Source organism: Sphaerochaeta sp. (assembly GCF_050178175.1).
GTDB lineage: Bacteria > Spirochaetota > Spirochaetia > Sphaerochaetales > Sphaerochaetaceae > Sphaerochaeta.
Window position 1 is genome coordinate 1 of sequence record NZ_JBFXGH010000059.1, and the last position, 13,127, is coordinate 13,127.

The 13,127-nt window shown below is 49.9% G+C and carries 11 protein-coding genes; 9 read left to right on the top strand and 2 right to left on the bottom strand.

Annotation, left to right across the window (positions count from 1 at the left end):
• On the bottom strand, nucleotides 1-1,068 hold a 1,068-nt coding region (gene mnmE, locus AB7S66_RS07790), incomplete at its 3' end, for a tRNA uridine-5-carboxymethylaminomethyl(34) synthesis GTPase MnmE (RefSeq protein ID WP_428518879.1).
• Nucleotides 1,069-1,090: 22 nt separating this feature from the next.
• On the opposite strand from mnmE, the gene AB7S66_RS07795 reads away from it, so the two are divergent.
• From AB7S66_RS07795 to AB7S66_RS07815, 5 genes are all read left to right on the top strand, one after another.
• Nucleotides 1,091-2,128: an amino acid--tRNA ligase-related protein gene (locus AB7S66_RS07795; protein ID WP_428518880.1), complete on the top strand. Its 1,038-nt coding sequence runs from the start codon at nucleotides 1,091-1,093 to the stop codon at nucleotides 2,126-2,128.
• An 18-nt stretch (nucleotides 2,129-2,146) separates the two neighbouring features.
• A complete protein-coding gene (gene efp, locus AB7S66_RS07800) occupies nucleotides 2,147-2,710 on the top strand; it encodes an elongation factor P (RefSeq protein ID WP_428518881.1) in 564 nt (187 codons plus the stop codon).
• 193 nt (nucleotides 2,711-2,903) lie between these two features.
• Nucleotides 2,904-4,184: an ABC transporter substrate-binding protein gene (locus AB7S66_RS07805; RefSeq protein WP_428518882.1), complete on the top strand. Its 1,281-nt coding sequence runs from the start codon at nucleotides 2,904-2,906 to the stop codon at nucleotides 4,182-4,184.
• A gap of 67 nt (nucleotides 4,185-4,251) precedes the next feature.
• Entirely contained in the window at nucleotides 4,252-5,166 is a 915-nt protein-coding gene (locus AB7S66_RS07810) for a carbohydrate ABC transporter permease (RefSeq protein ID WP_428518883.1), read from the top strand.
• Between the two features lies 1 nt (nucleotide 5,167).
• Nucleotides 5,168-6,016 (top strand): carbohydrate ABC transporter permease, encoded by an 849-nt coding sequence (locus tag AB7S66_RS07815; RefSeq protein WP_428518884.1) that lies wholly within the window; start codon nucleotides 5,168-5,170, stop codon nucleotides 6,014-6,016.
• Here the strand turns inward: AB7S66_RS07815 and AB7S66_RS07820 are convergent.
• A complete protein-coding gene (locus tag AB7S66_RS07820; RefSeq protein ID WP_428518885.1) occupies nucleotides 6,013-8,070 on the bottom strand; it encodes a glycoside hydrolase family 88/105 protein in 2,058 nt (685 codons plus the stop codon). The two genes, AB7S66_RS07815 and AB7S66_RS07820, sit on opposite strands and share 4 nt — an antisense overlap.
• A 151-nt stretch (nucleotides 8,071-8,221) precedes the next feature.
• Here AB7S66_RS07820 and AB7S66_RS07825 point away from each other — a divergent pair, with 151 nt between their 5' ends.
• From AB7S66_RS07825 to AB7S66_RS07840, 4 genes are all read left to right on the top strand, one after another.
• Nucleotides 8,222-8,803, top strand: coding sequence for a TetR/AcrR family transcriptional regulator (locus AB7S66_RS07825; protein WP_428518886.1), 582 nt, complete (start codon nucleotides 8,222-8,224; stop codon nucleotides 8,801-8,803).
• A 73-nt stretch (nucleotides 8,804-8,876) separates the two neighbouring features.
• On the top strand, nucleotides 8,877-11,162 hold the full coding sequence (locus AB7S66_RS07830; RefSeq protein ID WP_428518887.1) for an efflux RND transporter permease subunit: 2,286 nt from the start codon (nucleotides 8,877-8,879) through the stop codon (nucleotides 11,160-11,162).
• An 18-nt stretch (nucleotides 11,163-11,180) separates the two neighbouring features.
• Nucleotides 11,181-11,969, top strand: a complete 789-nt coding sequence (locus tag AB7S66_RS07835) for an outer membrane lipoprotein-sorting protein (RefSeq protein ID WP_428518888.1) — start codon at nucleotides 11,181-11,183, stop codon at nucleotides 11,967-11,969.
• A 3-nt stretch (nucleotides 11,970-11,972) separates the two neighbouring features.
• Nucleotides 11,973-13,127, top strand: a 1,155-nt coding sequence (locus AB7S66_RS07840) for a DUF1302 family protein (RefSeq protein WP_428518889.1), incomplete at its 3' end; no start/stop codon positions are given.

Here is a 13,127-nt window from a genome sequence, read left to right on the forward strand (position 1 = left end):
CTCATGGAGCAAACGATCCACTCCTTCCCCACTTTGGGCACTGATAGCCAACTTCCCCTGAGGTGGCTTTGCAAGATCACTTTTGTTGTAGACCACCAAGGTCCGTTCATCCTCTTCAGGTACGTGCCCCATCATGGTGCTGTCAACAAGAAATACCACCAGGTCTGCCTGACCAATAAGGCGTTCTGTTCGTCTAATGCCTTCACTCTCAATACTGTCAGAGCTCTCCCTGAGTCCCGCTGTATCGTACAGACGAATCGGGATACCCTCGATCGATAGGTCGGCTTCTATATAGTCACGGGTGGTCCCCTTTACAGGGCTGACTATCGATCGCTCCTGTTTCAATAGCAAATTGAAGAGAGAGCTTTTCCCTGCATTGGTAGAACCGGCAAGCACGATCCGGGCCCCGCTCTTGTAGAGCTTTCCTACCTGGTAGGTCTCAGAGAGATGGTGGAGCTGCCCAATCAAATCAACGAGCTGGGCACGGGGAAACACAAATGCATCCAGTTCATCCTCTGCATAGTCGAGTTGTACCTCAACGGCAGCCATGACCTGCATCAATTGCTGCTTGAGCGAGCTGATCCGATCCTTCAGGCTCCCTTCAAGCCTCCCCAGGGCAAGGGCCCTGGAACGTTCACTCTGGCTTACCACCAGCTCCTGGACAGCCTCTGCCTGGGTCAGATCCAAACGGCCGTGCAAGAATGCACGGAAGGTGAATTCACCACCCTCGGCACTACGCATACCCAGTCGGGAAAACATTCCCAAAATTTCCTTGATCACGGCAAGTGAACCATGACAAGTGAATTCTATTGCTTCCTCCAGGGTGTACCCGTGGCCTTCCGTATAAACGGCAGCAACAACCTCATCCAGCTTTCTTCCTGCTTCGTCCTGCAGGTATCCATGCACCAATGTGGCATTATCCGCTTCTTTTAGGGCCTTAGGCCGCGAAAAATGGGTTGCTAGCAGTGATTTGCACCCTTCTCCACTCACCCTGATGACCGCTAAGGCGCTCTGTGCCCATGGGGTGGCAAGGGCATAGATGATATCGTCGGTTACATACTCTCTCATAGGAGTGAGTATACTGTTTTGCATGGTATGCTTGCAACACAAGCGGCCCTCTGGCTATGATGATCCCATGAAAACAGCAGCACAGCAAAGGAGCAGGATGTATAGGGCCATCCGTACCTTTTTTGACGAACGTTCCTATACGGAAGTCGACACCCCCATACTCAGTCCCACCCTCATACCTGAGGCTACCATAGAAAATTTCTCCACGCGATTCGAGAACCCCTTTCTTCCCTCCAAGGACCTGTACCTGGTCCCTTCACCAGAAATCTTCATGAAGCAGCTCATTGCTGAGGGAATCGGCAGCATCTACCAGATCAGCCATTGCTTCAGGAACAGTGAACAACTGGGAAATATCCACAATATCGAGTTCTCGATGCTTGAATATTACACCATAGGGGCGGACGAACAGGACTCCATTACCCTTACAGAGGATCTTATTGCCTCGCTGCTGAACGAAGGAAGTCCACAGGACCTGAGGCCTCCCTTCAGAAGGATGACCGTTGCAGAGGCAATGCTCACCTATGCGGGAATAGACCTGGAGCAGCACCAACGGCAAAGTTCTCTTGCCAATGAAGCACAGAGACTCGGTCTTTCACTTCCCCCTGGGCCTGAAAGCTGGGAAGATACGTTCAACAGGATTTTCCTGACCTTCGTTGAGCCGAACCTTCCCCAAGACCGCCCCTTGGTACTGGAACAGTATCCAAGGCAGATTGCCTGCCTTGCAAAGGCTGACGGCCTTTACCGCCGGAGGTGGGAACTCTACATTCGTGGTGTGGAGATCGCCAACTGTTATGACGAAGAGAGAAGCGAAAACACTATCTCCGCCTACTACCAGAGTGAGTATGCAAAGCTGGTGGAAAATAGGATGGACAGTGGCTCTGTCATTCCCGATACCGACCCTGCCCTTGCCCATACCTTTGCATCCATGCCCCAGTGTTCCGGTGTTGCCGTCGGCCTGGACCGCCTGTTGATGTTGCTTATGGATAAAAGCAGTCTGCAGGGGGTGATTCTTTTTCCGCTTTCTGATATGCTGAGGAATGGCGATACGCGTAATTTGTAACAATACGAGGTAATACACATGATTAAAGCAGGCCAAATCGATAAGGGAACCGCCTTGTTGATCAAAGGACAACCCTTTGTGGTCGTTGACCGAGAGTTCGTAAATCCCGGCAAAGGCTCAGCCTTCGTACGACTGAAGATGAAGAGCCCCTCAACAGGCCAGACCTTGAGTGAAACGATGAAGACCCAGGATAACGCTGAAGACATCTCTGTGATGGACCGTGACTGTCAGTACCTGTACAACGATGGAGAGCATTTCCATCTCATGCTGACTGACACCTTCGAACAGATCGAAGTACCGATGACCACGTTCCCAGACTATGAGTTCCTGATGAAGGACGGGGAAACCTACCGGTGCACATTCTGGGAAGATCAGATGCTCGACATCCAGCTTCCCCCGAAAGTGGTTTATCTGGTAGCAGAGGCTGAGGAAGCAGTAAAGGGTGACACCGTCCAGGGTGCAACCAAGTACGTAACCACAGAAACCGGACTGAAAGTCCGTGTCCCGATTTTCATCAAGCAGGGTGAGAAGATCCGCATCAATACCGAAACAAAAGAGTATATCGAGCGAGTCAACAGCTGACCTACCCCTTATCCACAAGCCCCCGGGAAATCCTTGGGGGTTTTTTCTTTGGACAATTCTGTCCTATTCCGACATATTATTGGATAATACATACCTATTATCTTCTTTGTTCAAAACTGGTTACAGTAAGTTTTTGACATCTTGCACACGAGCCCGTACACTATAGGAAACACGAACAAAAGGAGTGATTTGTATGAAAGCAAGAAACGTTCTCATCACCTCCATGGTGATCCTCATGTTGTTGCCGGGTGTCCTCTTTGCCCAGGCAGCTCCCGAGGAACCTGATTCAAACACGATGCGACTCGCCTGGTGGGGAAACCCTACCCGCGATGAACGCACCTACAAGGCCGTCGAGCTGTTCGAAGCCAAGAATCCAGGGGTCACCATTGAAACCGAGACAACCGGTTGGAGTGGCTACTGGGACAAGATGAACACCCAGGCAGCCGCAGGGAGCCTCCCTGACCTTATGCAGCATGATTATGCGTACATGCTCCAGTGGGTAGAGAGGAAGCAGCTTGCTGATCTTACCCCGTATGTCGACAAGGGAATCATTGACCTCTCCAAGATCAATGACTCCTTCCTTACCGGTGGTATGGTTGACGGGAAACTGTATGGTATCAGCTTGGGCACCAACGCTGTATGTCTTACCTATGATCCTGCAGTTCTCAAGAAGGCAGGCATTTCACAAATCGATAGTGCAACCTGGACTTGGGAAGACTTTGAACGCATTGCACTGCAGGTGTACCAGAAGACTGGTGTACAGACAATCCCCTTCTTCACCACTGATCCAAAGGTTGGTTTCGACAACATGATCCGCCAGACTGGTGCATCCACCTATGGTGAAACCGGTCTTGGTTTTACCGATCCTTCAGTTCTGCGTGAGTTCTATGCAATCCAGCTCAGACTCCTTGATGCAGGTGCCCTCATTAAGCCGGAAACAGCTTTTGTTACCGTCAGCCCTGAGGAAGGAGCCATTGCCAAGGGTGAGACTTGGGTTGAATTCATCTGGTCCAACCAGTTTGTCTCCACCCAGGCTGCAGCACAGCGTCCTCTTGAGATTGCTCTGCTTCCCAACATCAAGAATGCAAAGGCAAAGGGAACTTTCCTCAAGCCTTCCATGTTCTTCAGCATTCCAGCTTCCGCTGAGAATCCTGAACTTGCAGCAAAGTTCCTCAACTACTTTGTCAACGATATTGAAGTCAATGAGATATTGATGGGTGAACGCGGAGTTCCCATTCCTGATGATGTACGCGAGCACATGTCAACAATGGTTGACCCGATCAACAAACAGATTTTCGATTACATCAGTCTTGCTTCCAGGAACGCAGGACCGATTGATGCTCCCGATCCGGCAGGCAGCGGTGAGTTCCTCAAGATGGTACGTGATGTTACCCAAGAGATACTCATGAAGCGTGTATCCCTCGATGAAGGGGTTGCCAAGATCATGAGCAGAGGAAACGAAATCCTGAAGTAAGCGCAACGGTACACTATGGGGAAGACCTGCTCCTGCGGGTCTTCCTCCATAGCCGGAAGGAGCACCCATGAAGCAACTCACATCCCGCAGGCGGTCGTTCTTGAATGATTTATCCGGCTATGCCTTTATCAGCCCATGGCTGCTGGGGTTCATAGCCTTTTCCATTATCCCGATCCTCTTCTCCCTCTACTACTCCTTCACCGAATATGACATCCTCGGTGAACCGATGTTCAATGGGCTGGAGAATTTCAGGAGGATGCTAGGCGATGAACTCTTCTGGCAATCGCTTAAGGTTACCTTCTTCTATGCATTCGTTTCGGTACCGCTACGCCTGCTCTTTGCCTTCTTTGTTGCCATGCTCTTCAACCGTGGCACCCGGGCTATCAGGATATACCAGGCAATATACTACGTACCTTCCCTGGTCGGTGGTTCAATCGCCGTCGCAGTCATGTGGAGACGACTTTTCATGGCTGATGGAGCACTCAATGCTGCATTGGCAAAAATAGGCATCATCACCGACAGGTCCTGGATCGGGGACCCCTCAACAGCAATCTGGACGTTGATTCTGCTTGCTACGTGGCAGTTTGGATCCTCGATGCTTATCTTCCTTGCTGGACTCAGACAGATTCCCAAGGAACTCTATGAAGCTGCCTCCATCGATGGGGCAACCCCCCTGAAGAAATTCACGCACATTACCGTTCCCCAGATCACCCCGGTCATCTTCTTCAACCTGGTCATGCAGTTGATCAACGGATTCACTGTCTTTACCCAAGCCTTTGTGGTATCAGGAGGAACAGGAGACCCCCTCAATTCCACCTTGGTGTATGCACTCTATCTCTACCAAAGGGCATTCAAGTACTACGATATGGGTTATGGAAGTGCCCTCGCCTGGGTCCTGGTACTGATAATCGGTGTTATGACCGGTATTGTGTTCAAAACCTCAAATAATTGGGTCTTCTATGAAGCAAAGGAGGGTAAATAAGATGTTGAACCGAAAAACAAAACATCTTCTCGGCCAAACCATATTCCACATCGTTGTCATCCTCCTTGGATTCCTGATGCTCTATCCGATTCTCTGGATGGTTTCCAACTCATTCAAGACCAATGCTGAAATATTTGGTTCAAGCTCCCTGATACCCAAATCCCTGAGCTTGGAGCACTACATCAGGGGGTGGAGGTTCAACAACACGATAACCTTCACGACCTTCTTCAAGAACTCTTTCTACTATACGATCCTCTCCACTTTTGGAGCGGTGATTGCTTCCAGTTTGGTTGCCTATGGCTTCGCCAGGGTACCGTTCAGGGGTAGGTCGTTCTGGTATGCCTGTATGTTCCTGACCATGATGATTCCCTACCAGGTGGTCATGGTTCCCCAGTTCATCATCTTCCACAAGATTGGTTGGATCAACTCGTTCAAGCCCCTGATCATTCCCCAATTTGCAGGACTCCCTTTCTTCATCTTCCTCATGGTGCAGTTCATCCGGCAAATTCCCTATGAGCTTGATGACTCTGCAAAGATAGATGGGTGCAATCGTTTCATGATCTACTCAAGAATCCTGTTCCCCCTGATCAAGCCAGCGGTAATCACCAGTACAATCTTCAGCTTCTACTGGAGATGGGATGACTTCCTTGGCCCGTTGCTCTTCTTGAACAAGCCAAAACTCTTCACCGTTTCTTTGGCACTCAGGATGTTCAGTGACCCGCAGACCTCTACTGACTGGTCTGCCATCTTTGCCATGGGGACCCTCAGCCTCCTCCCTGTCCTGATCATCTTCCTGGTTTTCCAGAAGTATATCGTACAGGGATTGGCTACCACCGGCTTGAAGGGTTAACCAAGTTTCTCCCCTTCACAGAGCGCGAGGAGGATGATACCAATGCCATGGGTATCATCCAGTCGGGGGAGCAACTGCTCGGCATAGTAGTGGCGTGAGCAGGAGAACTCCGAGCCACGACATACCCCATGCACATGGCCTTCCCCGTCGATGGCCTTCTTCCTGAGTCCTTCACAAGCTTTCAAGCATCCTTCCCGGTATGGTTCCGGATTCTCATACCACCCACCACGTACGCCCCTTGAGAAGGCACAAGCTGCCATCGCTGTACAGGAACTTTCCTGGTAGGATGATTCCATGTCCAACACCTGATGGAACATTCCCTCCTCATCCTGATGACGGAAGAACCCCTCACTGAGTGAGCGGAAAAACGTGAGCAACTTCTTCCGTTTGGGATGATTTTCAGGCAAAACCATCAGCAACTCTGAGAGGCTGAACAATGCCCACCCATTCCCCCGACCCCAGGGAATGCCTGTGGCAATATTGCGCTCAAAATCATAGACATGGCTCATCAATTCCGCATCTTCCATATAGAGATATTTTGCAAACCCGAAGAATTGGTTGATGGCGTCTTCCAGGTAGGCGTCATCCTTTGCATAGATGCTGTAGCGGATGAGGAAAGGAACCGACATATACAGGTCATCGACCCACATGGTATTCTCATGGAACTCATGCATGAGTCCGGTACGGAAGAACGTACCATCGCTCAGGCGGGGCTGTATCTTGCTGATATAAGTGCAAACCACCTCGATAATCTCCTCAAATCCATGAAGCTCATGATCCCTGCCTACTTCAAGGACCGTTGATGCAAAGGAACCACAGTCATCAAGACTGTCCAGGCTTGTCATCAGATGATGCACGGCAGTACTGCCTCCAAGATGCTCCTTGTCCCACATGGCATACGCGTAGGAATCAAGACTGGCTTGTATGTGGTTTTCCAGATACTCTGCAATACGGTACGCCAGGGAAGGATCAGAGGAGGAGAGCATCCGCTCTGTTTCCACCAGGCCATAGAGGGTGACTCCGAGAGGATAGTTCCAATGCCCAAACAGGGGATTGTCATTGTACATCCGCAGGTAGGTATCTTCCCCTTCAAGGTGCCAGAAATCCTCTCCGTTTGCCGTAGGGAATGGCTTGGTGTATTGGATTGAGAATACATCTGGACGAGCATCAAACGGACCAGCTACCAGATAACGATAGGGATACGATGCAGGGAGGACAGGATTGGAAATCTCTATCACATCATTGGTCTTTGCATCAAGGACATCCAAGGTGACCGGACTCTCAATCCTGGCATAGAGCAGGAGGGTATGCCGGCCTGCTTGCAATTCCAGGGATCCCTCCACAGGAAGATCATCAAGAAAAAGCCGGGCATTGCTCCTGAAGGTACACCATCGGTCCTCCTTCAAGGTGAAGGAGGTCGCCAATACCGCACATTGGCCTTCCTTTGCATCAGGGAAAATGCTTGTAAGATCCACCGATTCCCCAAGTAATTCAGGACGTTCAGGATACCAATCCAGAGAATGCAAGGACTCCAGGGTAAGAGTTTCCAGAAGCGTTTCCTGTGCAGCTGAGTAACACAACCCTTCCATCTCGCTGTAGAGGGAAGGCATAAGGAAATAATAATCCAGCTTCCCGACCCACGTACCGAATTCACAGCCAAACCCGCCACTGGTGTTTTCACAGAGCAAAACCAGGTCATTCAATCCTTTCTTCATCGGCAGTTCGAGTATCTGCTTGCTGCGATACCGTTCACTGAAGATATCACTCTCCCCCACCAAGGCACCATTCACAAATATCCTGACCGGACCATAGGGAATGAGTGCGAAGCGAAGCGTTGTCTCTCCTGTGCTGGGGTACACTCCCCAGATATAGCTGTAGGAACCAAGCGGAGCTGAGGGAAGTAAACCCTGCAAGTCTGCATGGTAGCGGTAATCTTCTCTTCGGTAGATTCCTCGTTTCACGAACGGTCGCCAGGTATAGTGGCCGCTTTCGTGTGACGCAAGGTATCGTTGTACAATAGTTTTTGCTGCATCCATTGATGACACGTGTTTCATATGGCTTGGTCCCTCCATGCCTTTAGTATCGTGTTGAAATGGTGAGGTTGCAAGTGAATGCAAACAAAGCTTGAAAAAAACCTATTACCCTCTTGCCAAAGAAGAGAACATTGAGTACGTTAGTAATCGTTAACTTATTCTGGAGGGACCGATGCAGACAAAACGACAGATTGAATTGGTTGAAGCAGCAATCCGTGTAACAGCCAATGATGGTATCCAAAAGCTGACCATCCGGAATGTGGCTTCCGCCATAGGAGTCAGCGAAGCAGCTGTATACCGACATTTCGCAAGCAAACATGAGTTATTGCAAGCAATCCTTGTCCATCTTGACAGCTTGCTTACCCCACAGTTTGCTGCATTGCTTGCCTCAAGAGCTTCCTACAGGGAAGCGCTCACCAAGTTTGTACATGACTTGTTCACACTTCTGGAACATAATGCAGCATTTACGCTTATGCTGTTCGCTGAGGAGACATTCAATGTTGACATGCAACTCAAGCCACAGTTGGATGCACTGTTGCAGGGAAACCTGAAGAGACTCTCTGCATTCTATGCAGAGGCCATTGCAGAGAAGCGTTGCAGGGATGATATGGACCCTGCTGAGCTAGCAATGATCACTTTCGGTACCATCCGCCTCCATGTCTCACGCTGGCACATGCAGGATGAACCATCAAACCTGAGAGAACAGGCAGGGCCTATCACTGCTAGCCTGAGCACGCTCTTCTCATTGCAATAACTGTACATTTCGAATTCATGAATGAATGTCTATTTCTTGTATATGTAAGTAAACGTTAACTATCGGAGGATTTATGCGATTTTTCACATCTTTTGCTAAACACCCATTTTTTCTCTTGCTCGCGGTATTGGTTCTATCCTCCATCTTTGTCATCTCCATTGCAAACAATGCGGTGCTGGAGACGGACCTTGATGAATATATGCCAAAGACCCACCCCGCCTTTGTGGCCAGTGATGAGGCAGAGAGCCTCTTTGGTATCAAGGATGCAATACTCATCGTAGTTGAACACCCTGAGGGTATCTACAACCCCGGCACAATTGAAAAGATAGATGCCATCACTGTAGCGCTGCAGGAAGAGTTTGATGCAGTGGAATCCGTAACCAGTCTCACGAATGCAGACAACATCAAGAGTGATGATGGGTTTCTTGAGGTTGAACCGTTCTACTCCGGAAAAACGAGTGATTCGGCAATCTCACAAATGCAGGCCGAGGTAGAAGCCAACCCCATGATCTATGGGAGAAATGTCAGTAAGGATGGGACGGCCACACTGATCATTGCTGAACTGAACAGTGACATAGAGGCAGAGACACTGCAGACTTGGGCTGAGCAGTGGGAAGGGCCTGAGAAACTCATGGTTGCAGGACGCCCTGTAGTTGAAGGGGCTCTTGCAGAGCTCGGGCCAAAGGACATGGCGATCATGTTCCCCTTGGTCATCATCACCATGATCATCCTGCTCTACCTCTTGTTGCGTTCAGTACGCGATACAGTACTGAACATGGTCATTGTGCTTTTTGGGACACTGGTCTCCTTCGGGTTGATGACCTTGTTGAACATACCCATCTATGCCGTTGATACCATGATCCCTGTCATGTTGATCGCCATCGGGGTTGCCTATGGTATTCACATGCACAATACCATCCACCACCTGATGTTCTCCTACCCTGACCTTTCCAAAGGAGAACTGGCTACCCAGTCCCTGAAGCAGATGGTAAGGCCGATTATCATGACAGCGATAACCACAGCTATCGGATTTGTTGCCCTGATGAGCAGCCAGGTACTTCCTGTCCGGTATTTTGGGTTGTTTGCAGCCATCGGTGTCCTCTCTGAGATGTTGCTTGCCCTATTGCTCTTCCCATCTTCCCTCTATCTTCTGGGAAAACCCAAGTACAAGAGAGCGAAGGCAGATCTTGAAATACAACAGGGAAAAGGAACGCTTTCAGACAAGCTCCAGGCACTCCTGCTAAGACGCCCGAAGATGGTTGTTTTCATCTCCCTTGCAGTGCTCATCATTGGAATCTGGGGAACAAGCATGGTATGGATTGATACGAGCTTCCTGGCAAACTTTGAGGAAGACAGCACCATTGCACAGACCGACCAATTTGTAAACAACAAGTTCGGTGGGACTTCCACCTTGAATATCATCCTGAGCGGGGATGAGACAGATCTCTTCAAGCATCCAGAGGTACTGCAGGCGATGGATTCCATGCAGGATGATATTGAGAAGGACCCAATTGTCGGAAACACACTCTCCCTTGCAACCTTCATCAAGCAGATGAACCAAGTAATGCTGGAGAGCGAAGAGGGAAGTTACAGCATCCCGGATTCCCAGGAATTGGTAAGTCAGTATCTCCTGCTCTACGAATTTTCCGGTGATCCAGAATCCTTGGAAAAGGTTGTTGACTACGAGTATACCAGTGCAAATATTACGGTTCAGTTGAAGAGTGACAGCTCTGCTGTTCTCAAGGATATCCTCGCTGTGGTCGAATCCTACCGCCCGGTCTTTGCCGAACATGAAATTGAGGTAACATATGCCGGCAGTGGTTACAAGGCCTTCATTTTCAGTGAACTCCTGCTGGAGGGACAGATCATCAGCTTGGCCCTCAGCTTTGTCATTATCATCATCCTCCTGGCTCTCCTGTTCAGGAACCTGGCCATCGGCATCGTGGGAACCGTCCCCATTGCCATCACGGCTATTGTGAATTTCGGGGTGATGGGACTGCTTGGGATCCCGCTCAGCAGCGCAACTGCCTTGATAACCAGCATTGCCATCGGTATCGGGGTGGACTATGCCATCCACTTCCTTGAGCACTACACAAATGAACGCCTCGGGGGATCTTCAATTGAACAAGCCACGAGATCGACACTGAGGCATACAGGGAGGGCAATCATTTTCAATGCAATCGCCGTCATGGGTGGTTTTGCAATCCTGATGTTCAGCGTCTTCCCTCCCAACAGGCAGGTTGGTGCTCTCATCGTCCTTAACATGGCAACCAGTGCCTTGGGCACGCTTACCATACTGGTGGTGCTTGTGCACTACCTCGAGAAAAAACATGTGTTTCTTCCAAAACGCATACGATAACAATACAAGGAGTTACTTATGAACATACGTACAACCAAACGAATCAGTGTGCTTGCACTGCTCTTGACGTTCACCTTACTTACCGTGAGCGCAGCCACCCCTGGTGGCAGTGAGGTAATGTGGGAAGTCTACAACCGCGATAGTGGGGATACCATGAGTGCCAATCTGATCATGACCATTACCAATGCAAGAGGATCAGTCAGGGAGAGAACAATTGCCCAGTACCGAATGGATAAGGATGGGGTTGAGAGCAAGCTTATGTTCTTCCTCTCCCCCAGTGATGTGAGAAATACCAGCTTTCTCAGCTTCAGTTATGAGGATGGCAGAAGTGATGACCAGTACATCTACCTGCCAGCGCTCAAGAGAGTGAAGCGTATCGCAAGCGACAGCAAGAACGACTCGTTCATGGGTTCTGACTTTACCTACGATGATATGGGAAGCCGACATCCTGATTTGGATAGCCACACCGTTTTGGGGAAAGAGACAGTCGACGGGGTTTCGACCCTGGTTGTAGAGAGTATAGCAAAAAGTGATGAGGACTATCCCAGGACCCTCTCGTGGGTTGTGGAGGGAGCGTGGTTCGGCCTGAAAAAGGAGTTCTATCTTCCCGATGGAACGCTCGGAAAGACACTCACTATCGACGAATATGAAGCAATTGATGGTATCTATGTCATCACTGATATGACGATGAGAAACCTCGAGGAGAATACCTCCACCAGGATTCAGATGGAAGAGGTTGCATTCAATCAGGACTTTGATGACAGCTTCTTCAGTGAACGACAGATGAAAATTGGACCAAGGAGATAAGTAATGAAGCAGAAAAACATCGTACTGGCAAGTATGTTACTCATTGTAGTCCTGTCACCGGCAGTAGCCGGGGACGGGGTATTCAGCGGCATGGTCAGAGACTATGCCACCCTTCGATTCGACCAGGGCGACATGCCTGTGCATGAGATAACAGCTGACCTTACGTATGACTACTATGGTGACCTGGGAAAACTTACCCTGCACCCGGTAGCGTACAGCACACCCAACGAAGGTGTTGCATTAGATCTTCAGGAAGCCTACTTCGATTTCTATCTGCAGGATGCAGACCTCAGGGTTGGTAAGCAGAAGGTCATCTGGGGTGAGGCTGAGGGAGCATTCATCACCGACCTGGTTAGCCCCAGGGATATGCGCTCATTCATCCTTGCTGACTTTACGGAGATCCGTAAGGCAGTTCCGGCCATCAAGGTAGACTACTATGCAGGAGATTACACCCTGCAGGGAATCTGGGTGACGCACTTCATCCCAACCACTCTCCCTTCCCAGGATTCAATTTGGAAGCAAACACCATCCCTGGATCCGGCATTAGCCTCGGCAACAATTAAGGAAGCAACGATGCCTGATGCAAGTTTGGAAAACAGTGAGGTGTTTCTCTCATTGGGAAGGTTTGGCAATACGATCAGCTGGAAAGTAAACGGAGGCTATGTATTCACCGATGAGCCACTGGTCACAGAAATCACTCCTTCTGCCCCCCCCACCATCTCCCAGGGGTATGAGCAGTACGGCTTTGTTGGAGGCAGCTTCAATACCACCATAGGCAGTGTCGTACTCAGAGGAGAAGCAGCACTGGCACTTGAGAAGCCGTTCAACACAGTAGATACAAGCGCAGGTCTACCCGCATTCTCCACTGAGTACCACAACCAGGTACAGACGCTGGTTGGGCTGGACTGGAACATGCTGGGAGCCCAGTGGTCGACCCAGTATCTGTTGACCTATACCCATGACCATAACGATACCTTGGTCAGCCAGATGAAGAGGGTGAAGGAGTATGCCCACACCCTTACCTTCAGGGTACAGGATACATTCCTTGACGAACGGTTGACCGCAAAGATCTTCACCTATGTGGAGCTTGATCCAGCCAATGCCCTGATCAGGCCATCTCTCTCCTATAACTTTGGAGATGGGGTACTGCTCGAAGGC

Excerpts from the sequence above, each read along its gene's own strand:
- AB7S66_RS07795 (WP_428518880.1), top strand. The coding sequence starts at position 1,091 with ATGGTATGCTTGCAACACAAGCGGCCCTCTGGCTATGATGATCCCATG.
- efp (WP_428518881.1), top strand. The coding sequence starts at position 2,147 with ATGATTAAAGCAGGCCAAATCGATAAGGGAACCGCCTTGTTGATCAAA.
- AB7S66_RS07805 (WP_428518882.1), top strand. The coding sequence starts at position 2,904 with ATGAAAGCAAGAAACGTTCTCATCACCTCCATGGTGATCCTCATGTTG.
- AB7S66_RS07810 (WP_428518883.1), top strand. The coding sequence starts at position 4,252 with ATGAAGCAACTCACATCCCGCAGGCGGTCGTTCTTGAATGATTTATCC.
- AB7S66_RS07815 (WP_428518884.1), top strand. The coding sequence starts at position 5,168 with ATGTTGAACCGAAAAACAAAACATCTTCTCGGCCAAACCATATTCCAC.
- AB7S66_RS07820 (WP_428518885.1), bottom strand. The coding sequence starts at position 8,070 with ATGAAACACGTGTCATCAATGGATGCAGCAAAAACTATTGTACAACGA.
- AB7S66_RS07825 (WP_428518886.1), top strand. The coding sequence starts at position 8,222 with ATGCAGACAAAACGACAGATTGAATTGGTTGAAGCAGCAATCCGTGTA.
- AB7S66_RS07830 (WP_428518887.1), top strand. The coding sequence starts at position 8,877 with ATGCGATTTTTCACATCTTTTGCTAAACACCCATTTTTTCTCTTGCTC.
- AB7S66_RS07835 (WP_428518888.1), top strand. The coding sequence starts at position 11,181 with ATGAACATACGTACAACCAAACGAATCAGTGTGCTTGCACTGCTCTTG.